General features: G+C 65.9%; 27 protein-coding genes. 15 read left to right on the top strand and 12 right to left on the bottom strand.

The window, feature by feature from the left end; all coding sequences use genetic code 11:
* Positions 1–11: 11 nt before the first annotated feature.
* Entirely contained in the window at positions 12–404 is a 393-nt protein-coding gene (locus MTBLM5_RS11135) for a type II toxin-antitoxin system VapC family toxin (protein WP_173976193.1), read from the bottom strand.
* Positions 401–643 (bottom strand): type II toxin-antitoxin system Phd/YefM family antitoxin, encoded by a 243-nt coding sequence (locus MTBLM5_RS11130; protein WP_173976192.1) that lies wholly within the window; start codon positions 641–643, stop codon positions 401–403. Before MTBLM5_RS11130 ends, MTBLM5_RS11135 begins: the two co-directional genes overlap by 4 nt.
* Before the next feature lie 109 nt (positions 644–752).
* Here MTBLM5_RS11130 and xseA point away from each other — a divergent pair, with 109 nt between their 5' ends.
* Positions 753–2,198, top strand: coding sequence for an exodeoxyribonuclease VII large subunit (gene xseA, locus MTBLM5_RS11125; RefSeq protein ID WP_173976191.1), 1,446 nt, complete (start codon positions 753–755; stop codon positions 2,196–2,198).
* Here the strand turns inward: xseA and MTBLM5_RS11120 are convergent, their stop codons facing one another.
* Positions 2,199–3,248 carry a CoA ester lyase gene (locus MTBLM5_RS11120; RefSeq protein WP_217425015.1) on the bottom strand — a complete coding sequence of 350 codons (1,050 nt, stop codon included), beginning with the start codon at positions 3,246–3,248 and terminating at the stop codon, positions 2,199–2,201.
* Between the two features lie 184 nt (positions 3,249–3,432).
* On the opposite strand from MTBLM5_RS11120, the gene MTBLM5_RS11115 reads away from it, so the two are divergent.
* The gene (locus MTBLM5_RS11115; protein WP_173976190.1) at positions 3,433–4,419 is read left to right on the top strand and encodes a TerC family protein; all 987 of its coding nucleotides are present in this window, start codon (positions 3,433–3,435) and stop codon (positions 4,417–4,419) included.
* Here MTBLM5_RS11115 and MTBLM5_RS11110 read toward each other — a convergent pair.
* A complete protein-coding gene (locus MTBLM5_RS11110; protein ID WP_173976189.1) occupies positions 4,374–5,234 on the bottom strand; it encodes an NUDIX hydrolase family protein in 861 nt (286 codons plus the stop codon). The genes MTBLM5_RS11115 and MTBLM5_RS11110 overlap by 46 nt on opposite strands.
* 176 nt (positions 5,235–5,410) lie before the next feature.
* Between MTBLM5_RS11110 and scpA the strand changes: the two genes are divergently transcribed.
* Complete coding sequence (scpA, locus tag MTBLM5_RS11105; protein ID WP_173976188.1) at positions 5,411–7,561, top strand: methylmalonyl-CoA mutase; 2,151 nt, start codon at positions 5,411–5,413, stop codon at positions 7,559–7,561.
* A gap of 95 nt (positions 7,562–7,656) precedes the next feature.
* Here scpA and MTBLM5_RS11100 read toward each other — a convergent pair whose 3' ends face one another.
* The 4 genes from MTBLM5_RS11100 to trxA all read right to left on the bottom strand — a co-directional run bounded on the left by MTBLM5_RS11100 (position 7,657) and on the right by trxA (position 9,733).
* Entirely contained in the window at positions 7,657–8,223 is a 567-nt protein-coding gene (locus MTBLM5_RS11100; protein WP_173976187.1) for a flavodoxin family protein, read from the bottom strand.
* 61 nt (positions 8,224–8,284) lie between these two features.
* Positions 8,285–8,710: an Rrf2 family transcriptional regulator gene (locus MTBLM5_RS11095; protein ID WP_173976186.1), complete on the bottom strand. Its 426-nt coding sequence runs from the start codon at positions 8,708–8,710 to the stop codon at positions 8,285–8,287.
* A gap of 32 nt (positions 8,711–8,742) precedes the next feature.
* On the bottom strand, positions 8,743–9,339 hold the full coding sequence (locus MTBLM5_RS11090) for a DUF938 domain-containing protein (RefSeq protein WP_173976185.1): 597 nt from the start codon (positions 9,337–9,339) through the stop codon (positions 8,743–8,745).
* 73 nt (positions 9,340–9,412) lie between these two features.
* Complete coding sequence (gene trxA / locus MTBLM5_RS11085) at positions 9,413–9,733, bottom strand: thioredoxin TrxA (RefSeq protein ID WP_256367171.1); 321 nt, start codon at positions 9,731–9,733, stop codon at positions 9,413–9,415.
* Positions 9,734–9,911: 178 nt separating this feature from the next.
* Here trxA and MTBLM5_RS11080 point away from each other — a divergent pair, with 178 nt between their 5' ends.
* Entirely contained in the window at positions 9,912–10,517 is a 606-nt protein-coding gene (locus MTBLM5_RS11080; RefSeq protein WP_173976183.1) for a cyclic nucleotide-binding domain-containing protein, read from the top strand.
* A gap of 38 nt (positions 10,518–10,555) precedes the next feature.
* On the opposite strand, the gene MTBLM5_RS11075 is transcribed toward MTBLM5_RS11080, so the two are convergent.
* The gene (locus MTBLM5_RS11075; RefSeq protein WP_217425014.1) at positions 10,556–11,224 is read right to left on the bottom strand and encodes an STAS domain-containing protein; all 669 of its coding nucleotides are present in this window, start codon (positions 11,222–11,224) and stop codon (positions 10,556–10,558) included.
* Positions 11,225–11,384: 160 nt separating this feature from the next.
* Here MTBLM5_RS11075 and MTBLM5_RS19055 point away from each other — a divergent pair, with 160 nt between their 5' ends.
* The 7 genes from MTBLM5_RS19055 (at position 11,385) to MTBLM5_RS11045 (ending at position 16,636) form a co-directional block, all read left to right on the top strand.
* Complete coding sequence (locus tag MTBLM5_RS19055) at positions 11,385–11,513, top strand: hypothetical protein (RefSeq protein ID WP_256367170.1); 129 nt, start codon at positions 11,385–11,387, stop codon at positions 11,511–11,513.
* Complete coding sequence (locus tag MTBLM5_RS11070) at positions 11,510–11,932, top strand: DUF420 domain-containing protein (protein WP_173976181.1); 423 nt, start codon at positions 11,510–11,512, stop codon at positions 11,930–11,932. Before MTBLM5_RS19055 ends, MTBLM5_RS11070 begins: the two co-directional genes overlap by 4 nt.
* Positions 11,933–11,942: 10 nt before the next feature.
* Positions 11,943–12,797 (top strand): heme o synthase, encoded by an 855-nt coding sequence (cyoE, locus tag MTBLM5_RS11065; RefSeq protein ID WP_173976180.1) that lies wholly within the window; start codon positions 11,943–11,945, stop codon positions 12,795–12,797.
* A 38-nt stretch (positions 12,798–12,835) separates the two neighbouring features.
* A complete protein-coding gene (locus tag MTBLM5_RS11060) occupies positions 12,836–14,650 on the top strand; it encodes an ATP-binding cassette domain-containing protein (protein ID WP_173976179.1) in 1,815 nt (604 codons plus the stop codon).
* Entirely contained in the window at positions 14,647–15,519 is an 873-nt protein-coding gene (locus tag MTBLM5_RS11055) for a DMT family transporter (RefSeq protein ID WP_173976178.1), read from the top strand. The genes MTBLM5_RS11060 and MTBLM5_RS11055 overlap by 4 nt, the downstream gene beginning before the upstream one ends.
* Complete coding sequence (locus MTBLM5_RS11050) at positions 15,516–16,106, top strand: N-acetylmuramoyl-L-alanine amidase (protein WP_173976177.1); 591 nt, start codon at positions 15,516–15,518, stop codon at positions 16,104–16,106. The genes MTBLM5_RS11055 and MTBLM5_RS11050 overlap by 4 nt, the downstream gene beginning before the upstream one ends.
* Before the next feature lie 86 nt (positions 16,107–16,192).
* Positions 16,193–16,636, top strand: coding sequence for a CBS domain-containing protein (locus MTBLM5_RS11045; protein WP_173976176.1), 444 nt, complete (start codon positions 16,193–16,195; stop codon positions 16,634–16,636).
* A 120-nt stretch (positions 16,637–16,756) separates the two neighbouring features.
* Here MTBLM5_RS11045 and soxZ read toward each other — a convergent pair whose 3' ends face one another.
* Complete coding sequence (gene soxZ / locus MTBLM5_RS11040) at positions 16,757–17,083, bottom strand: thiosulfate oxidation carrier complex protein SoxZ (RefSeq protein WP_173976175.1); 327 nt, start codon at positions 17,081–17,083, stop codon at positions 16,757–16,759.
* An 18-nt stretch (positions 17,084–17,101) separates the two neighbouring features.
* On the bottom strand, positions 17,102–17,563 hold the full coding sequence (gene soxY / locus MTBLM5_RS11035; protein WP_173976174.1) for a thiosulfate oxidation carrier protein SoxY: 462 nt from the start codon (positions 17,561–17,563) through the stop codon (positions 17,102–17,104).
* Between the two features lie 227 nt (positions 17,564–17,790).
* Between soxY and MTBLM5_RS11030 the strand changes: the two genes are divergently transcribed.
* Positions 17,791–18,666, top strand: coding sequence for a hypothetical protein (locus MTBLM5_RS11030; protein WP_173976173.1), 876 nt, complete (start codon positions 17,791–17,793; stop codon positions 18,664–18,666).
* A gap of 69 nt (positions 18,667–18,735) precedes the next feature.
* Here MTBLM5_RS11030 and MTBLM5_RS11025 read toward each other — a convergent pair whose 3' ends face one another.
* Positions 18,736–19,425, bottom strand: coding sequence for a pirin family protein (locus MTBLM5_RS11025; protein ID WP_173976172.1), 690 nt, complete (start codon positions 19,423–19,425; stop codon positions 18,736–18,738).
* 115 nt (positions 19,426–19,540) lie between these two features.
* Between MTBLM5_RS11025 and MTBLM5_RS11020 the strand changes: the two genes are divergently transcribed.
* Genes MTBLM5_RS11020 through MTBLM5_RS11010 form a run of 3 tightly spaced genes read left to right on the top strand, consistent with a single transcriptional unit; the run spans position 19,541 to position 21,466 of the window.
* Entirely contained in the window at positions 19,541–20,692 is a 1,152-nt protein-coding gene (locus MTBLM5_RS11020; protein WP_254431001.1) for a cyclic nucleotide-gated ion channel, read from the top strand.
* The gene (locus MTBLM5_RS11015; protein WP_173976171.1) at positions 20,689–21,033 is read left to right on the top strand and encodes a DUF1491 family protein; all 345 of its coding nucleotides are present in this window, start codon (positions 20,689–20,691) and stop codon (positions 21,031–21,033) included. The genes MTBLM5_RS11020 and MTBLM5_RS11015 overlap by 4 nt, the downstream gene beginning before the upstream one ends.
* Positions 21,034–21,088: 55 nt before the next feature.
* Positions 21,089–21,466: a RidA family protein gene (locus tag MTBLM5_RS11010; RefSeq protein WP_173976170.1), complete on the top strand. Its 378-nt coding sequence runs from the start codon at positions 21,089–21,091 to the stop codon at positions 21,464–21,466.
* Positions 21,467–21,529: the final 63 nt, after the last annotated feature.

Genomic DNA, 21,529 nt, shown 5'->3' with positions numbered 1-21,529 from the left:
CAATGCGCGCGTCAGGCGTCGCAGGGCATGATGGCGGTTCCGTACCGCGGCATATTTCGATCGGCGCTGACCAGGACCAGATTCTCGGCGCGGGCTTGGGCGGCGATCAGGTGGTCGAACGGATCGCGGTGATCCTCGAACCAGGGCAGGCGCATCAATTCCAGCAAATGGTCGGGGGCCAGGGGCAGGACGGTGATCCGTGACGCAGCCAGGGCCTCGATGATCTCGTCCAGGTTGCCGGCAAGCTTGCCGATCCGAATCTTCACGGCCATTTCCCACAACGAGACGACGCTGACCTGCACCTTACGCGCCGGGTCGATGACGGCCTGGGTGGCGGCAGAACCCAGACGGCTGTCGCCGGCCAGCAGCCACAGCGCGGCGTGGGTATCGAGAAGCAGGCTCATTCGGCACCGCTTTCCATGGCCAGAACCAGCTCAGCCGGGGTGTCGTCGAAGTCCCCGGCGATGCGGATTCGGCCCGCCAGCAAGCCGACCGGTCGCGGCACCGGGGGCTGCTCGGCCGAGGGAACAAGGCGGGCGATCGGTCGGCCGCGCGATGTCACGACGATCTCGTCGCCTTTGGCGACTTGGTCCAGATAGGTCGAAAGGTGGCGGCGAAGGTCACTGAAGCTGACGGATTGCATGTCGGTGGCCCTTGTTCGCCTGTGTACACCTAAAATGTACATCAGCCGGGCGGCCGAATTCAAGTCCGGCCCACTTGGCAAGTGCGTCGTCCCAGGCCATCATCCGGCCATGACCGACATCGATTCCCGCCCGCCTTCCAATGTTCCCGAATTCACCGTCTCCGAGATTTCCGGAGCCCTGAAGCGCACCGTCGAGGAGACCTTCTCGCTGGTCCGCGTCCGGGGCGAGATCTCGGGCTTCAAGCGTCATTCATCCGGCCATCTGTACTTCGCCTTGAAGGATGCCGACGCGGTGATGGACGCGGTGTGCTGGCGCGGCCAGGCGGCCCGGCTGGGCATGGCCCCGGAAGACGGCATGGAGGTGATCGCCACCGGCCGCCTGACCACCTATCCCGGCCGGTCCAAATACCAGATGGTGGTCGAGCGGATGGAGCTGGCCGGCCAGGGCGCCTTGTTGAAGCTGCTGGAGGACCGCCGCCGCAAGCTGGCCGCCGAAGGCCTGTTCGATCAGGGCCGCAAGCGGGCCATCCCGTTCCTGCCCCGGGTCATCGGCGTGGTGACCTCGCCCACGGGCGCGGTGATCCGCGACATCTTGCACCGTCTGGCCGACCGCTTCCCGTCGCATGTGTTGCTGTGGCCGGTGGCGGTGCAAGGCGACGGCGCCGCCGGTCAAGTGGCCGCCGCCATCGCAGGATTCAACGCGCTGCCCGAAGGCGGGCAGGTCGCCCGTCCCGATCTGCTGATCGTCGCGCGGGGCGGCGGCTCGGTCGAGGATCTGTGGGCCTTCAATGAAGAGGTGGTGGTGCGCGCGGCGGCCGCCTCTGCCATTCCGCTGATCAGCGCCGTCGGCCACGAGACCGACACCACCTTGATCGATTTCGCCTCGGACCTGCGGGCGCCGACGCCGACCGCCGCCGCCGAGATGGCGGTGCCGGTGCGGGCCGAGCTGATCAATCAGGTCACCGATTGCGGATCGCGCCTGCTGAACGCCCTGACCCGCGGGATCGAGGAGCGCCGCCTGCGGGTCGAGGCCATCGCCCGCGCACTGCCCCATCCGCGCCGGGTGATCGAAGAGGCCTGGCTGAAGCTGGACGACCGCGCCGAGCGGCTGAGGCTGGCGCTGCCCAACCTGATGATGCGACACCAGGCCGACCTGGACAAGGTGTCGGCCCGGCTGACCCACGCGCTGGACAAGGCCAAGGCGGCGGAAGCGGCGCGCATCGAGCGTGATGGCCTGCGCCTGACGCAAGCCGCGATGCGATTGCCCGAGGCGCTTTCCCGCACCATCGAGCGCCGGGGTCAGCGTCTGGAAAGCCAGGGCAAGCTGCTGGAAAGCTATTCCTACCGCAAGGTGCTGGACCGGGGCTATGCGGTGGTGCGCGACGTGGACGGGCGCGTGGTCGCCGCCGCCGACGCCACCCCCGGCGCCCACTGGCGGGTCGAGTTCAAGGATGGCGACACGTCCGTCACCGTGGGCGAAAGCGCCGCCCCGCCGCCGGCCCCCAAGCCCAAATCCAAGGGCAAGGAAGACGGACGGCAGGGCAGCCTGCTTTAGTTACAGCCCGTACTTTTCCGCCATGACGCTGTCCTTGGCGGCAACAGAGCGGGCCAGGTCGACGATGACCTTGGCCTGCTTCCAGGTGGCGTCGTCCTGCATCTTGCCGTCGATCATCACCGCGCCGGTGCCGTCGGGCATGGCGTCCAGGATCTTCTTCGCGAACAGCACCTCGGCCACGTCGGGGCTGAACACGTTCTTGGCGATGTCGATCTGGCTGGGATGCAGGCTCCAGGCGCCGGCGCAGCCCAGCAGGAAGGCGTTGCGGAACTGCGCCTCGCAGGCGGCGTTGTCCGAGAAATCGCCGAACGGGCCGTAAAAGGCCTTGATGCCGGCCGACTGGCAGGCATCGACCATCTTGGCCACGGTGTAGTGCCACAGATCCTGCTGGAACAAGGTGCGCGGGGCCTCGCCCTTGGCATCTTCCAGCACGCCATAAAAGGGATGGCCGCCGCCGACGCGGGTAGTCTTCATGCCGCGCGACGCCGCCAGATCGGCCGGCCCCAGGCTCATGCCGTGCATGCGGGGGCTGGCGCTCGCGATGGCGGCGACGTTCTCGACGCCCAGGGCGGTTTCCAGGATGGCGTGGATCATGATCGGGCGCTTGACCTGATGCTTGGCCTCCAGCTGGGCCAGCAACTGGTCGAGATAATGGATGTCCCACGGCCCTTCGACCTTGGGCAGCATCACCACGTCCAGCTTGTTTCCTGCCTCGGCGACCAGGGTGGTGACGTCATCCAGGAACCACGGCGAGTTCAGGCAATTGACCCGGGTCCACAGGCCGGTGCCGCATTCGGGGTTCCAGGCCTTGGCCACCTCGACGAAGCCGGCGCGGGCCGCTTCCTTGGCGTCGGCCGGAATGGCGTCTTCCAGATTGCCCAGCAGCACGTCGACATTCTTGGCCATGTCACCCGCTTTGGCCCGCATCTTCTCCACATGCGGCGGGAAGAAATGGATCATGCGCTCCAGCCGCACCGGCAGCTCGCGATAGGGCGCCGGAGCGCCGATGGCCAGCGGCTCGAAGAACTTGCGGGGGGGCTTGATGCTCATGTTGCGCAATCCTCTTTCGGGGAAATCGGTTGGGGCGAAATAATGATGCGCGAGTGTGCGCCGCACAAGAGGAATCTTCCCCTTGAACTGGGCCGATTTGTTCCGAGATTCGCTAGCGAGGCTCCGGGCCCCTCTGGCGGCATGCGGCCGCGATGTCGGAGCGCCTTCATTCCAAGGTCGTCCCATGGAATTCCTCGATCCCATCTTATTCGGACAATTTCTCGGCAAGCCCGGCTGGATGTGGCTGTCCTTCCTGGCCATCGTCGCCGCCCTGCTGGCCTTCGACCTGGGCGTGCTGCACCGGGACAACCATGAAATCGGCATCGGCGAAAGCGTCGCCCTGTCGGCCCTTTACATCACCGCCGGCCTGATTTTCGGCGGCTGGGTGTGGTGGAGCATGGGTGCCGAGGCCGGCACCGATTACCTGACCGGCTTCGTCGTCGAAAAAAGCCTGTCCATGGATAATGTCTTCGTCATCGCCCTGATCTTCTCGACCCTGGCCATTCCCCGCCAGTACCAGCACCGCGTGCTGTTCTGGGGCATCCTGGGCGCCATCGTCATGCGCGCCCTGATGATCGGCTTGGGCGCCGCGTTGATCAGCCAGTTCTCGTGGATCCTTTACCTGTTCGGCGCCTTCCTGGTCATCACCGGCATCAAGATGCTGGTGGTGTCGGATTCGGCGCCTGACATCGAGAACAACAAGGTGCTTGGCTGGCTGCGGTCGCATTTCAACGTCACCCCCGGCCTGCACGGCCAGGATTTCGTCGTGCGCCAGCCCCATCCGGTGACCGGCAAGCCGGCCTTGTGGATCACGCCGCTGATGCTGGCCTTGGTGCTGGTGGAACTGGCCGATCTGGTGTTCGCCGTCGATAGCGTCCCGGCCATCTTCGCCATCACCACCGACCCGTTCATCGTCTATACCAGCAACATCTTCGCCATTCTGGGCCTGCGTGCCTTGTACTTCGCGCTGGCGGCGGCGATCCACCGCTTCCATTACCTGAAATACGCCCTGGCCCTGGTCTTGGTGTTCATCGGCGGCAAGATCTTCGCCGTCAATGTCATCGGCAAGGTTCCGGCGGTGCTGTCCTTGTCGGTGACCTTCGGCCTGCTGGCGGGCGGCGTGCTTTATTCGCTGTGGAAGACCCGCAAGCCCGACACGATCTCGACATAGTCGGGCTCGTCGTCGGGGTTCAGGAAACCGTGGCGGATCAGGAAGTCCGTGACCACCAGGTTGACGTTGAACTTGAAATCGCCGCCCGCCTTGATGCGGGCGGCGGCTTCCGACGGCGCCATCAGGGCGAAGCTTTCCACCTCGCCGTCGGTGTTGACCGGCACGAAGCCCGGCGGCAGTTCCAGGTCATAGCAGAACATGGTGTCGGGCTTGGCGCCCCATTCGTCGTCCAGGCAATAGGAAATGGCCCCGACCGGACGGGCGGTGCGGGCCAGTGGCTCGGGGACGTTCGCCTCTTCCGCGGCTTCCTTGACCAGATTGTCCATCAAGGACAGATGCGCCGGCTGGCCGCCGGCGATCAGATTGTCCAGCTTTCCCGGCGCCACCGGCCGGCCCAGGGCGCGCCGCGCCACCCACAGACGCACGCCGTCCGGGGTGCGGACGAAGCCGTTGACGTGCACGCCGTAGGCGCGGATGCCGAACAGGCTGACCACTCCGCGATCGATGGTGAACAGTTCTGTTTGGCCCCAGCCGGCGCCGACGCGGTAGCGCTCGCCCCGAAGCGCCGGGGTGCCGTAACGGTGGCGCAATTCCACCGCGACGGCATCGATGGCGGCCGAGCGGGTCGGGCCGCTGTCCAGCCCCGGATACAGGCGGACGCCATCGTCTTCGACGACGAAGACATCGGGAAAGCCGGCCAGCCAGGCGGCGACATCGTGGCGGATGCGGCCGATCCGGGTGGACCCGCACAGGAACGGGCGGAAATTCCGGGGGGCGTGGGCGTTGCAGGCGCGGATGTGGTCAAGGAACGACATGGGGCCAAAGGGTGCGCTGGCGAGATGGTCAAGTCAATGCGCCAAGTAACGTGGTAATACCGCTGGATTGCGGTCAGCAACGCGCAATGAAATTACGCGGTTTTGTGGACTCTGACCCTGCGGGTGGCTATACTCCCGCCCGCCCGGGGGAAGAACGGGTAATTTGGAGGAAGAAAATGACCGAATTTGCCAAAAAGAGCCTGTCCGATTGGGAAGCCCTGGCGTCGAAGGACCTCAAGGGTGCCTCGCCGGAAACCCTGAATTGGGAGACTCCCGAAGGCATTGTGGTCAAGCCTCTTTATACCGCCGCCGATCTGGAAGGCATGGAGAACCTGGACACCCTGCCGGGCTTCCCGCCGTTCCTGCGCGGCCCTCGTGCCACCATGTACGCGGCCAAGCCGTGGACCGTGCGCCAGTATGCCGGCTTCTCGACCGCCGAGGCATCCAACGCCTTCTATCGCAAGAACCTCGCCGCCGGTCAGCAGGGCATCTCGGTGGCCTTCGATCTGGCCACCCATCGCGGCTATGACAGCGACCATCCGCGCGTGGTCGGCGATGTCGGCAAGGCCGGCGTGGCCATCGATTCGGTCGAGGACATGAAGATTCTGTTCGACGGCATCCCGCTCGACAAGATGAGCGTGTCGATGACCATGAACGGCGCCGTTTTGCCTGTGCTGGCCGGCTATATCGTCGCCGCCGAGGAACAGGGCGTGTCCCAGGACCAGCTGTCGGGCACCATCCAGAACGACATCCTGAAGGAGTTCATGGTCCGCAACACCTATATCTATCCGCCGGCGCCGTCCATGCGGATCATCGCGGACATCATCGACTACACCTCGAAGAACATGCCGAAGTTCAACTCGATCTCGATTTCCGGCTACCACATGCAGGAAGCGGGGGCGACGGCGGTGCAGGAACTGGCCTTCACCCTGGCCGACGGATTGGAATATGTCCGCGCCGCCCTGGGCCGCGGCCTGAAGATCGACGATTTCGCCGGCCGGCTGTCGTTCTTCTGGGCCATCGGCATGAACTTCTTCATGGAAATCGCCAAGATGCGCGCCGGCCGCCTGTTGTGGGCCCGCATCATCAAGCAGTTCGACCCGCAAAAGCCGTCCTCGATGGCGCTCAGGACCCACTGCCAGACCTCGGGCGTGTCCTTGACCGAGAAGGATGCCTATAACAACGTCATCCGCACCACCATCGAGGCGATGGCCGCCGTGCTGGGCGGCACCCAGTCCTTGCACACCAACGCGCTGGACGAGGCCATCGCCCTGCCGACCCCGTTCTCGGCCCGCATCGCGCGCAACACCCAGCTGATCATCCAGGAAGAGACCGGCATCCCCCATGTGGTCGATCCGCTGGCCGGGTCCTATTATGTGGAAAGCCTGACCAACGCCATCGCCGAGGAAGCCTGGAAGCTGATCTTGGAAGTGGAAGCGCTGGGCGGCATGACCAAGGCGGTCGAATCCGGCATGCCCAAGATGAAGATCGAGGAAGCCGCGGCGCGCCGCCAGGCCCGCATCGATCGCGGCGAAGAGGTGGTGGTCGGCGTCAACAAGTACCAGCCGGCCGAGGAAGCCCCCATCGACATCCTGGACGTCGACAATGCCGCCGTCCGCGAATCGCAGATCGCGCGCCTGAAGCACATCAAGGCCACCCGCGATCCGGCCAAGGTCGAGGCCGCCCTGGCGGCGCTGGCCAAGGCCGGCGAATCGGGCGAGGGCAATCTGCTGGCCCTGGCGGTCGAGGCCACCCGGGCGCGCGCCACCGTCGGCGAGATTTCCGACGCGCTGGAAAAGTCCTTCACCCGTCACCGCGCCGTCAACCGCACCATCTCGGGCGTCTATGGCGGCGTCTACCAGGGTGACGAGGGCTTCGCCAAGCTGAAGGCCGAGGTCGAAGCCTTTGCCGCCGACGAAGGCCGCCGGCCGCGTATCCTGGTGGTCAAGATGGGCCAGGACGGCCACGATCGCGGCGCCAAGGTGATCGCCACCGCCTTTGCCGATATCGGCTTCGACGTCGATGTCGGGCCGCTGTTCCAGACCCCGGAAGAGGCCGCCCGTCAGGCGGTCGAGAATGACGTCCACATCGTCGCCGCCTCCAGCCTGGCCGCCGGTCACAAGACCCTGGTGCCGTCGCTGATCGCCGAGCTGAAGAAGCAGGGCGCCGAGGATATCCTGGTGGTCACCGGCGGCGTCATCCCGCAGCAGGATTACGACTTCCTGTACAAGGCCGGCGTGGCTGCGGTCTATGGCCCCGGCACCAACATCCCCAAGGCGGCTTCGGAAATCCTGGAACTGCTGAAGAAGAAGTCGAAGGCGGCGTAAGCCCGCCGAAGCGTGGATGGCCGGGTCAAGCCCGGCCATGACGACATTGTTCCCGTCATGCCCGGACTTGATCCGGGCATCCATTTTTCAGGCGGCTACTTCACCCAGCGGGCGGCGGTTTCCGCCACCCTTTTCCCCAGCAGGGCGGCGGTCTTGCGGTCGGCCTGCGGCGGGGCCACGTCGGGACCCTGGTCGGCATTGGCCTGGGCCATGGCGCCCAGGAAGCTGCCCAGCCGGTTGATGTCCTCGACCGACCCGTTCGAGTTGTTGTTGCCCGGCGTCAGGGCGGTGCCGACCCAGATCATGCCGTGCTGGGCCGCGAACACCGCCAGCTGGATCAGGGTGTTGAGCTTGTCGCCGCTTTGGCTGGCCGAGACGGTGAAGCCCGCCGCGATCTTGTCCTTCCAGCCCAGGCCGAACCACACCTTCGAGGTGGCGTCCATCCAGGTTTTGAACGGGCCTGACACCGAGCCCATATAGGTCGGGCTGCCGAAGATGATGGCGTCGGCGCCGTTGATCAGGTCGGCCTTGGCCTCGGCGTCCTCGATGGGGATCAGGTGGACCTGGGTGGCGGCCACTTCGGCGGCACCCTGGGCGACGGCCTTGGCGACTTCGGCGGTGTGGCCGTAGCCGGAATGGTAGACGATGGCGATCGAGGTCATGGTGAACTCCTTGTAATCGTGATTGATACTGTTACAAAAACTCGCAAAAAAAACAGGGTCTCTATCCGGCTTCGGCACGGATGGCCGCCACCACTTCCGAAAGCATGGTGGTGGCCAGCACCGCTTCCTTGGCCGCTTCGGCGCGGTCGATGATACGGACCAGCACCGGCTGGATGCCGCGCCCAACCGGGCAGGCCTGGTTGGGCGTCTGGTTGTGCAGGGCGGGGCCTTCCTCCTCGTCCACCGCGCGGTGGATGTGAGCCAGGGAAATCTGCCCGGCAGGCCGGGCCAGCACTGATCCGCCGGCACTGCCCCTGATCGACGACACCAGACCAGCCTTGGCCAGGGCCGACAGCAGCCGGCGCACCACCACGGGATTGGTGTTGACCGAACCGGCGATCCAGTCCGACGTCACCGGTTGCCCGTCGCCCATGGCGAGCAGAGCGCAAATGTGAGTGGCAACGGCGAATCGACAGTTCTTGGCCATGGCGATATCTGTAATCGTAACTGTTACGTATGTCAAGGGCGTTTGCGCCAGGCCACCAACAGATTGTTGGCCGGCATCGGCACGGTTTCCAGGTGGTCAAACCCGTGGGTCTGGGCCAGTTGGCCCACCGCTTCCAGGTCGCGCACGCCCCAGGCCGGGTTGCGCGACTTCAGGTCCAGGTCGAAATCCTGGTTGGACGGCGCGGTATGGCGGCCGCCGATGGTGAAGGGGCCGTAAAGGATCAAGAGCCCATCGGCCGGCAGCAGCGCCGCCGCCCCCTCGATCAGCCCGACGGCGGCGTCCCACGGGGCGATGTGGATCATGTTGGCGCAAAACACCGCATCGGCTTCGGTGACCGGCCAGGGGTGGCGGGTGACGTCCAGACCGATGGGCGGGTGCAGGTTGGGGCAGGCGGCCTCGGCGGCCCAGGCGGCGACCGAGTCCAGGGCGCCCGCGTCGGTGTCGGTCGGCTGCCAGGCCAGGTGCGGCAGGTGGCGGGCGAACCAGGCGGCGTGCTGCCCGGTGCCCGAGGCGATCTCGACCACCTGTCTGGCGCCGGCCAGCCAGCGTCGCAGCTGGGCCAGGATCGGGTCGCGGTTGCGCTCAGAGGCCGGTGAATGGCGCTTCATGGTTTCATGCCCCCGACAGACGAAGGGCCCCATCGTGCCGACGGGGCCCCCGTTTTGGGAAAGGCGGCAGGCCTTACAGGCTGCCTTCCACCCATTCGAACAGCTTGCTCTTGGGCAGGGCGCCGATCTTGGTGGCCGCCACCTGGCCGCCCTTGAAGATCATCAGGGTCGGGATGCCGCGCACGCCGTACTTGCCCGGAGTGGCGGGGTTTTCGTCGATGTTGATCTTGGCGACGGTGATCTTGGCGCCCAGATCCTTCGCCAATTCCTCGAGCGCCGGAGCGATCTGACGGCACGGGCCGCACCATTCCGCCCAGAAATCCACCAGAACCGGGCCGTTCGCCTTCAGAACCTCGGCCTCGAAGGTCGCATCGGTCACATTCTTCATCGCCAAATCCTTCTGTCGCTGGTCGAGCCATTGAGAGGCATCGACCCCTCGTTTGCCCAACTCTAAGAAGCCGGCCCGCGGGCGTCAAGGCGCGCCGGCTGGCTTTCCTCATATAGGGGCGTTTGCGCCGGTTGCCAGCGGCGGCGGGGAATGCCATGAATGACGGGGAAAGAAGGAAACTCTCATGGCCAAGACCCCTCTGCTGGACCGCCGCTCCTACGAACATGGCAAGGTCATTTTCGCCCAGGGCGAATCCGGCGACGCCGCCTTCGTGGTGGAAATGGGCGAAGTGGCGATCTTCAAGGAAATCGACGGCGAGACGGTGCGGCTGGGCACCATCAAGCAGGGCGGCATTTTCGGCGAGATGGCGGTGATCGACGGCACGCCGCGCATGGCCACCGCCATCGCCGAAGGCCATACCATCCTGGTCCGGGTTCCGAAGGCAGTCTTCGACCAGAAGCTGGCCTCGTGCGATCCATTCATTCGCGGCCTGATCACCATTTTCCTGGGCAATATCCGGGCGGCGCACAAGCTTTACAACAAGCGCCCGCGCTCGCTGACCGACCATCTGCGTCAGTTCGAGGCTTTCGCGCTGGACATGTCCACCTACATCAACGCCATCGATGTCGAGGATTTCTCACCCGACATGGCCGAGGCGCTGGATGATCTCAACCGGGCGCTGGACCGCATTCGCGCCGCCTCGGCCAATCACAAGGACCGCCGCGAATCGGTGCTGAATGCCGACGACACCAAGGGGGTCAATCTGCGCGCGGTGCTCGACAAGGGCTGATCACGGCGGAAGGCCCGGTCCCGGGCCGGGCCGTGGCGCTATCCCTCGATCGCCATCACCGTATCGACCGCGGCCATGCGCAACAGGTCGCGCACGCGCGGTGACGGATTGGCCAGCATCAGCGTGCCGCCGACATGGCGGGCCTGGTCGTTGGCCATCATCAGCATCGACAGCCCGCCGGAATCCATGAACGACACGTCGGCCAGGTCCAGGCGGTAATGGCTGCCGTTCAGGCGCTCCATCTGCTGCAGGACGCTCAGGAAGGTGCCTTGGGCGGCAAAGGTGAAACGGCCCGACAGCGCCAGGCCCGGACCGCGCTCGGACGGCAACGGCGAAAGCTTCAATCCGCCCGTCTCGGCGGCGGCCATCGCCGTGGCGCCATGGCCCGACGCCGGTTGCAGCGGCGGCTCGACCGGCAATTGGCCGGCAAGATCCATCTGTTCCAGGATCGAGCGCACCGTCGCCGACGGCTTCGCCATGACCAAGGTGATGCCGTTGGCGCGAGCCTGCTCGGCAGCCTGCAGCAGCAGGCCGATGGCGAAGGAATCGGTATATTCCACGCCGGCCAGATCAAGGACGACCCGGCGGCCGGAATCGGACGCGAATTCGGCCAGGATCGCCAGGAAGCGGTCGTTGTCGTGAAAAGTCATCCGCCCGCTCAAGGTCCAGACTCGGCCGGCGGCCAGGTTTTCCATGCGAGCTTCCATGCGGGTTCCCTTTCCCTGCGATCGATCCGTTTTCAGCATGCTACTTATAGCATGCGCATAAGGGGTGCCCAGCGCTAAGACGGCAAGTCCGCCCCCCTTTTTCCGCAGGCTTCGACACCCCAGATGTCCCTGTAGCGACTTCGATTTTGGCGAGGGGGCCATGGGCAGCACGACAACCAAGCGGCGTTTGGGAATCACCTTGACGGTGATCGCGACAGTGGCGGCGGCGGCCGGCCTTTATGGCGCTGCCTTGATCCGTTTCGGCCAGATGATGGCGGCCGGCGGATGACCACCGCCAACGTGCTTCCCCATTTGACCGCCGCGCTGAACGCGGTGTCGTTGGTGCTGCTGCTGGCGGGCTTCGTCCTGGTGCGGGCCGGGCGCAAGGATTGGCACCCGAGGGCGATGGTTTCGGCGGTGGCGGTCAGCGCCGCCTTCCTGGTGGTCTATGTCGTCTATCATTTCAGCGCGCCGATCTTCGTCTTTCGTGGCCAGGGCGCGATTCGGCCGGTCTATTACACCTTGTTGATCAGCCATGTGGCGCTGGCCGCGCTGGTGGCGCCGATGGTGGGGCTGACCCTGGCGCGCGCGGTGCAGGGCAAGGTCGATGCCCATCGCCGTCTGGCGCGGTGGACCTGGCCGTTGTGGGTCTATGTCAGCCTGACCGGCCTGATCGTCTATGCGATGCTTTATCACCTCTATCTCTAAGGGGCGTGCCATGCCGATGAAATCCTATGTCGAGCTTCTGAAGCTGCGCATCGCCCTGATGATCGCGCTGACGGCCGTCACCGGCTATGGCGCGGTGGCGGAAACGGTCGAGCCTCTCCACTTGGCCCTGCTGGTGCTGGTGATGGTGCTGGGTTCGGGCGGCTCGGCGGTTTTCAACCATGTGTTCGACCGCGATATCGATGCCCTGATGAAGCGGACCCGCAACCGACCGATGGTGGTCGGCACGGTCGCGCCCACCGAGGCGCTGATGCTGGCCGGCTGCCTGACCCTGGCCGGCATCGTCCTGGCGGTGTCGGCGCTCAATTGGGTGGTGGCGGTGCATCTGTTCCTGGGGGTGTTCGTCTATGCCGTGATCTACACCGTCTGGCTGAAGCGGCGGACCTGGTGGAACATCGTGTTCGGCGGCGGGGCCGGCAGCTTCGCCCTGCTGGCCGGAGCCGCCGTGGTCCAGCCGTCGCAATGGATGCTGCCCGCGCTGCTGGCGGTGACGCTGTTCCTGTGGACGCCCAGCCACTTCTGGGCGCTGTCGATCCTGCTGGTCGATGATTACCGCGCCGCCAACGTGCCGATGCTGCCGGTGGTGGTGGGCGTCGAGCGCACCGCCTGGTGCATCCTGGGTAATTCGGTGCTGCTGGTCGGCTCGTCGCTGGTGCCGTGGGCCATGGGCTGGCTGGGCACCCCCTATCTGATCGGGGCCGGGCTGGTCGGTGCGCTGCTGCTGGGCTTGAACGTCAAGCTGGTGTTGACGCCGTCGCGATATTGGGCCGGCTGGAACTTCGCCGCCTCGATGCCCTATCTGTTGGGGCTGTTCATCGCGGTGTTCGCCGACAAGCATTGGTTCTGATAAAGTCCCGGCCGGTTTTCCCGGCTTGGTCCTTTCTCATGGCTTCACCCCCGCTGCTTTCCCTTCGTGACGTCCGCTTGACCTTCGGCGGCAATCCCTTGTTCGAGGGCGTGACCACCTGGGTCGGCCGGGGCGACAAGACCTGCCTGGTCGGCCGCAACGGCTCGGGCAAATCGACGCTGTTGAAGGTGTTCGCCGGCCAGATCTTGCCGGATTCGGGCGAATTGTTCGTCCAGCCCGGCACCCGCGTCGCCTATCTGCCGCAGGACCCGGTACCCGACGCCGACACCGTGCGCGAATACGTGGTCCTGGGTCTTCCCGCCGACGAGCGCGACCAGACCTACCGCGCCGAGGCGCTGTTGGCCGAACTGGGCGTCGACCCCGACCGCTCGACCGTGGGGATGTCGGGCGGCGAATCCCGCCGCGCCGCCCTGGCCCGCGCCCTGGTCGGCGAGCCCGACGCCTTGCTGTTGGACGAGCCGACCAACCATCTCGACCTGCCGGCGATCCTGTGGCTGGAAGAGCGGCTGAAATCCTATGGCGGCGCTTTGGTGGTGATCAGCCACGACCGCCGTTTCCTGGAACAGATCTCGAAGCAGACCCTGTGGCTGGAGCAAGGCCTGGTGCGTCGGGCCGAGTTCGGCTTCGCCGGCTTCCCGGCCTGGCAGGAGGAGACCTACCAGGCGGCCGAGGCCGAGCTGGAACGCATGGACAATCTGCTGCGGCGCGAACTGCACTGGCTGGCGCGCGGCGTCACCGCCCGGCGCAAGCGCAACATGGGCCGCCTGCGCGCCCTGAATGGCCTGCGCCAGGAACGCGCCCAGCGCTTCGGCGCCCGCCAGGATGCCGAGCGGCGCGCCCAATTGGCGGTCGATGCCGGCGACGTCTCGGGCCGGCTGGTCATCGAGGCCACCAAGGTCACCAAATCCTATGGCGACAAGCTGGTGGTGCCGGAATTCTCGACCCGCATCCTGCGCGGCGACCGCGTCGGCCTGATCGGTCCCAACGGTGCCGGCAAGACCACCTTGTTGCGCCTGCTGACCGGCGACCTGGACCCGGACGGCGGCAATGTGCGGCTGGGCACCAACCTGGAAGCGGCCTATTTCGACCAGCGCCGTGACCGCCTCGACCCCGAGCGTTCGGTGTGGGACACCCTGACCGATGGGCGCGGCGACAATGTCTGGGTGCGCGGCCAGCCCCGCCATGTGGTCGGCTACATGAAGGATTTCCTGTTTTCCGACAACCAGGCCCGCACGCCGGTTTCGGCACTGTCGGGCGGCGAACGCAACCGTCTGCTGCTGGCCAAGCTGCTGGCCAAGCCGTCCAACCTGTTGATCCTGGACGAGCCGACCAACGATCTGGACATGGACACGCTGGACCTGCTGGAAGAGATGCTGGCCGATTACGAGGGCACACTTCTGGTGGTCAGCCACGACCGCGACTTCCTGGACCGGTTGGTGACCAGCGTCATCGCCGTCGAGGGCGACGGCACCATCGGCGAATATGCCGGCGGCTATTCCGACTATCTGGCCCAGCGCCCGGCCCGGCCGTCCGACGCCGCCAGGATCGAGGCCAAGGCCGAGACCATCGCGGCGCGCCCCAAGGTCCAGGCCAAGCTGAGTTACAAGGACCAGCGCGAACTGGACGAATTGCCGGCCCGGCTGGAGAAGCTGGCGGCCGAGATCGCCAAGCTCGAGGTCGAACTGGCCGATCCCGCCTTGTACGAAAAGAATCCCGCCCGTTTCGACCAGGCGGTCAAGCGCCTTGATGCGGCGCGCGACGAGTTGGCGGCGGCCGAGGAGCGCTGGCTGGAGCTGGAAAGTCTGAAGGAAGAGATGGCGGCCCGGTCATGAACCTGAAAGACGGGCTGACGGCGCTGGTGGTCGTCACCCTGTGGGGGCTGAACTTCATCGCCGTCAAGGTGGCGTTGACGGTGCTGTCGCCGTTCCTGCTGTGCAGTCTGCGCTTTGCCTTGGTCGCTGTGTTGACCGTGGCCTTCTTCCGGCCCCAGGCCTACCAGTTGCCGCGTATCGCCGGCCTGGCCCTGGTGCTGGGTGTCGGCCATTTCGGCCTGCTGTTCTGGGGTGTGGCCGGCATGGATGCCGCCACGGCGGCGATCGTCACCCAATTGGGGGTGCCGTTCTCGGTGCTGCTGGCCTGGGCCTTCTTCGGCGACCGGCTGGGTCTGCGCCGAGGTGCCGGCCTGGTGGCGGCCTTTTCCGGCGTCGCCCTGCTGGCCGGCGAGCCGCAATTGCCGGCGACGGCGCCGCTGGTGGTGGCGGTCATCGCCATGGCCGCCTGGGCGGTCAGCAACATTCAGGTCAAGAAGCTGGGCGACATCCACCCGCTGGCGCTGAACGGCTGGATGGGGTTGATGACGGCACCGCTGCTGGCCGGCATCTCGCTGGCGGCCGAAAGCGGGCAGGGGGCGGCACTGGCGGCGATGACCTGGCCGGTGGTCGCGGCAATCGCCTATACCACCATCGGCTCGTCGCTGGTGGCCTATACCCTGTGGTACCGTCTGGTCAGCCGCCACGACCTCAGCCGGCTGGTGCCGATCACCCTGCTGGGGCCGGTGATCGGCGTCGCCGGCGGCGTGCTGGTGCTGGGCGAGGCGTTGACCTGGCAGAAAGTGGTGGGCGGCGCCATTACCGTGGCCGGTGTGGCCTTGGTGCAATTGGCCGGGCAGCGCGGGGGCGAGCGGGTGGAACCGGGGCCATGAACCAGATCATCGACCATCCGTCGCCCAATTTCGGCCCGCGGCGCCGAGCCCTGATCGACATGCTGGTGCTGCATTACACCGTCATCGACGGCGCCGCCTCGTTGGCCCGGCTGTGCGATCCGGCCGCCGAAGTGTCGGCCCATTACCTGATCGAGGAAGACGGCCGGGTCTTTGCCCTGGTGGCGGAAGACATGCGGGCCTGGCATGCCGGCAAGTCCTGTTGGGGCGGCGATAGCGACGTGAATTCCCGCTCGATCGGCATCGAACTGGTCAATTCGGGCGATTCTTTATTCGCCGAGGCGCAGATTTGCGCCCTGATCGACCTGGCCGGGGCCATCTTGGCCCGCCACCCGATCCCGGCCGCCAACGTGGTCGGCCATTCCGACGTCGCGCCCGGGCGCAAGGCCGATCCCGGCGCCCTGTTTCCGTGGGGCAGGCTGGCGGCAGCGGGAATCGGTACCTGGCCGTTTCCCGATCCGGCCGACCAGCCGGCCGATCAGGTGCTGGCAGCCTGGGGCTACGACCTGACCGATGCCGAGGCCGCCCGCTCGGCCTTTCGGCTGCACTTCCGCCCCCCTTCCGTATAGGCCTTGAAGGGAGGCGGCCGCGTCCCCTTATCAGCTATGAGGCTCTCCGTGCGGATTGCCCTCGGAAAAACCGGGGAGGTATTGCCATGTTCGTCAAGAATATCCTGAAGGGAAAGGCTCGCGGCGCCGGCGTCGTGACCGTTTCGCCCGACGCCTCGATCTCGGAAGCGGCCAAATTGCTGGCGACCCACCGCATCGGCGCGCTGATCGCCACCCATGCCGACGGGGCCATCGCCGGCATCTTGTCGGAACGCGACATCGTGCGCGGCCTGGCGGCGCAGGAAAATGTCTGCACCACCGCGCAGGTGCGCGACCTGATGACGGCGACGGTTCTGACCTGCCACGAGGATGATACGCTCGACAGTCTGATGAAGACCATGACCGGGAAGCGTATCCGCCATCTGCCGGTGGTCGATTCCGACAATCATTTGATCGGCATCGTCACCATCGGCGACGTGGTGAAAAGCCGCCTGGATCAGGCCGATATGGAAGTGGACAATTTGCGCCACTACGTGGTCGCGGCCAGGTAGGCGACGGTTTGGTCCCCGCGAGGGCGGGGGGATGGGGCGACACCCGGTCTTCCCGCGCAGCTCTGGGCTCTCGCCTTCGCGGGCGAGCATTCCCCCCGGCCTGGACCGGGGGGCTTGGCCCTATTCGACGGTAATTTCCGAGACCTGCTCGTAGACTTCGCCGGAATCGTCATGGAAGGCCAGCTTGATCTTGCCCGATTCGGTCGCCAGCGCGTAGCAGGTGACGAAGGGGTTGGCGCTCATGGCGGTGTGCCAGTCGCCGCTGGTGACGACGTCGTTGTTCCAGGTGACCACGAACTTGTTGATGATCTTCCTGGGGATGACCTTGCCGGCGGCGTCCTTGCGCTGGCCGGTTTCCATGTCGTGGGTGATCTGGGCCTTGATCTCGATGATCTCGCCCTTCTTGGCCTTGGCCGGGATGCGGCTCTTGATGGTGGGTGCAGCCATAGTCCTTAACTCCGTTCCTCAGCCGCCGCAGCCGCCGATGGTGACCTTGATTTCCTGCTTGGCCATCCACACCGAGCCGTCGCTCATCACGGCATAGGCGCGGACCACCTGGGTCTTGGCCAGGCGCATGCGGAAGGCCACCTCGGCCTTGCCGGATTTCGGCGTCAGGAACCAGGACGACACGCCCGGAGCCGGGTTGCCCTCGGCGACGACATGGATCGCCTTGACGTGGTCGGCCGCGCTCATCGGGCTGTCGACCGACACGGCGATCGGCTCGGCCGCGCCGCTTTCGGCGACATCCTTGATCTTCAGCTGAACCTTGCCCTCTTTGGGGGCGGCGCCGCCGATCAGCTTCTTGACCAGGTCGTCCGCCTCTTGGGGGGTCGCGTGCGCCATCTTCGGCGCAGCCATCGCCACGCAGCCGATGCCGGCGGCGGCCAGCACGTCGCGCCGCGACCAGCCCTCAACTTTCTTCGCCATTCCCTCTCTCCTTGTCGGAACCGCGCGGACCCGCCGGCAGCCCATCGATGGTGATGGCCAAGCCTAGCGGAATCGACGCTATCAAAGCAATATCTGTATTAGAAAGTAGTGAAGTTACCGAGGCGGAGTGACGGAAATTCTTGCACTCCGTGGCAATTTTGGCGACAATGGGTCACTTCGCAGAAGCGTAGTTTTTTATCGGCAGACTGACGAGAAGGGTCACGTCCATGGTCGACGATCTCGATATCACCAGACGCGCACAGTATGCGCTGGCTCCCGTGCAGCCGGGCGTTCAACTGATCAATCCCGTCGAAGCGGCCGCCCAGCAGCCGCTGACGGTCAAAGATGCCGTCCAGCTTTCCGCCCAGGCCAGCGCGCGCCTGAAGGACATGAAGGAGATGCTGGAGGGCAGCACGATCGCCGAGGCGTGGCTGCGCCATAAGCTCGAGCCCCCTGATCTGAACGATCCGCGCGCCCTGGAAAACTCGGCCCGCTCGACCGACAGCAATTCCGAAGACAAGGAAAAGCAGGAATCGCTGAAAAGCGCCTTCCAGCAGACGATGAATGATATCGGCTGGCTGCTGGATGCCATCGGCGTCAACAAGGCCGATGCCGATCCCGTCGCCGAGGCCATTGCCCAAAAGGCCGCCGCGGCCGGCGTCGGAATCCTGCCGCCATTGTCCGAAACCATCGCCCGCGCCCGTCAGGCCGGCGCCGTCGCCGCCTTGTTCGTCGAGAATATCGACGTCACCATGCAGCGTGGCAAGGTGGTCGATGTGTCGGTGGATCGGGTGACCATCACCCAGGTCCACGATTCGGTCGGCGAGCGCTTCGCCGGCACCGACAAGCCGCTGGTGCTGGATGTCGGTGGCGAGTTGCAGATGGTTCGCACCCCGTCGGCGGGCTCGGGCGAGACCGGCGCCATCACGCCCAAGGCCCGCCCGGAAAGCGACAGCGCCGCGCGGACCACCGAGGCCATGTCCGACGCCGCCCTGCGACCGGAAGACCCGCGCCGCGCCTTGCTGATCGTCCGCGAGGGCGGGCAATTGCACCGCGAGGGGACCGTTCGCGTCAAGATGGACGCCTTGATGCCGATCCGCTGAGGTCGAGCCGGTCAGGGAGGGGAGGCCGCGCCCAAAATGGGTCGCGGCCCGTCGTCCCGTGTCGCCATTCTATGCCGTTTCCACCAGCACCAGTTCCGCTTCCTCGGTCGCGGTCAGGGCCAGCACCGTCTCGCCGGTGACGGCGACCCCGTCGCGCGGGCCCAGGGCGATGTCCCCCACCGTGACCGCGCCACGCGCCACCACCAGATAGGCATGGGGCAGGACCAGCGGCCGGGCGATGGTCGTGCCGGCATCCAGGGTGCCGCCCAGCACGCGGGCATCCTGGTGGATGATGGGAACATCGCCGTCGGATGCCAGGCCCGAGGCCAGGATGTCGAAGCGCCCGTGCGAGCGGGGGAATTGCTGTGTCTCCCAGCGCGGGGCCACGCCCTGGCGGCGCGGCATGATCCAGATCTGGAACAAGGTGGTGGCCTGGTCTTCAAGATTGTATTCGGCATGGCGGATGCCGGTGCCGGCGCTCATCACCTGCACCTGGCCGGCCTCGGTGCGGCCTCGGTTGCCCAGCGAATCCTCGTGGGTGATGGCGCCTTGGCGGATATAGGTGACGATCTCCATGTCGCGATGGCCGTGCGGCGCAAAGCCGGTGCCGGCCCGGATGGTGTCGTCGTTCCACACCCTCAGCGCGCCCAGCCCCATGCGGTCGGGATCGGCATAGTCGGAGAAGCTGAAATGATAGTGGGCGTCCAGCCAGTCGTTGGCGAAGGTTCCAAGTTCGGTGAACGGGCGGTATTCCAGCATCGGGACGACTTTCGTATTTTCGGTTCGGCTGATATGGGCGTGCCCGGCTGTTTGGACAAGCGTCACTTACACGCGCTATAGTCATGGGATCGGATCGGGGGAAGGGGTGCCGACAGTGTATTGGCTAAAGGGCATGGTGGCCGAAGGGCCGTTTCCGCCCCGGCGGGCGGCGATCTATCGGGCGCTGCTGATGGCGTCGATCATGTTGTCGACGATGGTTGCCGCGCTCGACACCGTCCCAGACATGTGGGGCGAGTATTATGGCGCCTCGCGCCTGCTGCTCAGCCTGACCCTGGCGGTGCTGACCTTCGACTATCTGGTGCGGCTGTGGCAGGCCTGGGATTCGGGGACCGAGGACAAGCCGGTGCGGTCGATGCTGGCTTACGCCACCAGTCCCTATGGCATCTTCGACTTCCTGGCGGTGGTTCCCTTCCTGGTGGGCGAGGCGCTGGGTCTGCCCCGCGACGGCGAAACCATCTTCGGCATCATCCGTTTCCTGAAGCTGGCCCGTTATTCGCCGGCGCTCGAAACCCTGGGCGCGGTGATGATGGCCGAGTTCCGGCCGCTGATGAGCGCGCTGTTCATCATGGTGCTGCTGATCGTCTCGACCTCGGCGCTGCTTTACTTCGTCGAACGTGACGTCAATCCCAGCTTCGCCAGCGTGCCCCATGCGATGTGGTGGAGCGTGGTGACCCTGGCCACGCTGGGCTATGGCGACGTGGTGCCGGCCACCGCCCTGGGCAAGGTGTTCGGCGGCGTGGTGGCGATCTTGGGATTGTGTATGTTCGCGCTGCCGGCCTCGATCCTGGCTTCGGGCTTCACCGAGGAAATGCGCCGGCAAAGCTTCGTCTCGACCTGGCATCTGGTGGCCAAGGTGCCGTTCTTCGCCAAGCTGCAGGCCAACCAGATCGCCGAGGTGGCGTCGCTTCTGAAGGTCTATCGCGCCGTCAAGGGCGAGGTGCTGATGCGCGAAGGCGACCTGGGCGAATGCATGTACTTCCTGGTCAACGGCCAGGTCGAGGTGCTGGGCCGGACAGGGACCTTCCTGTTGAAGCAGGGCGACTTCTTCGGCGAGATCGCCTTGTTGGAGCAACGCCCGCGCACCGCCACCGTGCGGGCCGCCACCCGCTGCCAGCTCTTGATCCTGGATGCGCGCGAGTTCCACAAATTCGTGTCGGCCTATCCCAACCTGCTGGATGCCATCTGGGAGATCGCCCGCTCGCGCATGGCGGTCAAGGACCCGACCAACCCCTCGGACGAGACATGAGCGAGCCCAAGCTCAAGGCCAAGCTGTTCGTCCATGCCGCCATCCGCCGCTGCTCGGCCCAGGCCATTCCGGTGGTGGTGGCCAGGCGCGGCGACGAGGATGCCGGCACCATCCTGGTCCGGGTCTATCGCGGCGGCGGGCTTTACGACATCTGGTCGCAGGCCCGCGACGCCAAGGGCGCGCTGGGCTGGCTGAAGGCCAGCGGCGCCGAGCCGGTGCCCGAGGATCGCGCCGAATCCTACGTCGCCCGCGCCCGTGACGTCGATTGGGACCTGTGGGTGCTGGATGTCGATAGCCTGGACGGCACCGTGCCCTTCATCGACCATGTGATTGCCGCCTGAGAATTTGTCGGCTAGAACGGCAGGCCTTGTCATCATCTTGCAGAAGGATCGTTCCATGACCCGTCGTCTGATCTCGTCAGGCTCGCCGTTCGAGGAAGTGGCCGGCTATTCCCGCGCCGTCGTCCAGGACCCGTGGGTGTTCGTCGCCGGCACGTCGGGCTTCAAGGACGGCCAGATCGCCGAATCCGAGGTCGATCAGGCCGACCAGTGCCTGCAGACCATCGCTGGCGCCCTGGAAAAGGCCGATGCCTCGCTGGCCGACGTGGTGCGCGTGGTGGTCTACATCACCGACGCGGCTTACTTCCAGACCGTCGGCCCGGTGCTGGGCAAGTATTTCAAGGGCATCAAGCCGGCCAACACCACCATCGTCTGCGGCCTGGTCGATCCCCGCATGAAGGTCGAGATCGAGGTCACCGCGCTGAAGCGCGGGTAGCAGGCCGCGGAAAGGGCATTCTGGCGTCTTGATGTCAGATTTGTCATGGCCGGGCTTGACCCC

This window comes from Magnetospirillum sp. LM-5 (assembly GCF_902729445.1).
Lineage (GTDB): Bacteria > Pseudomonadota > Alphaproteobacteria > Rhodospirillales > Magnetospirillaceae > Magnetospirillum.
This window is presented reverse-complemented; position numbering and strand designations above follow the sequence as displayed.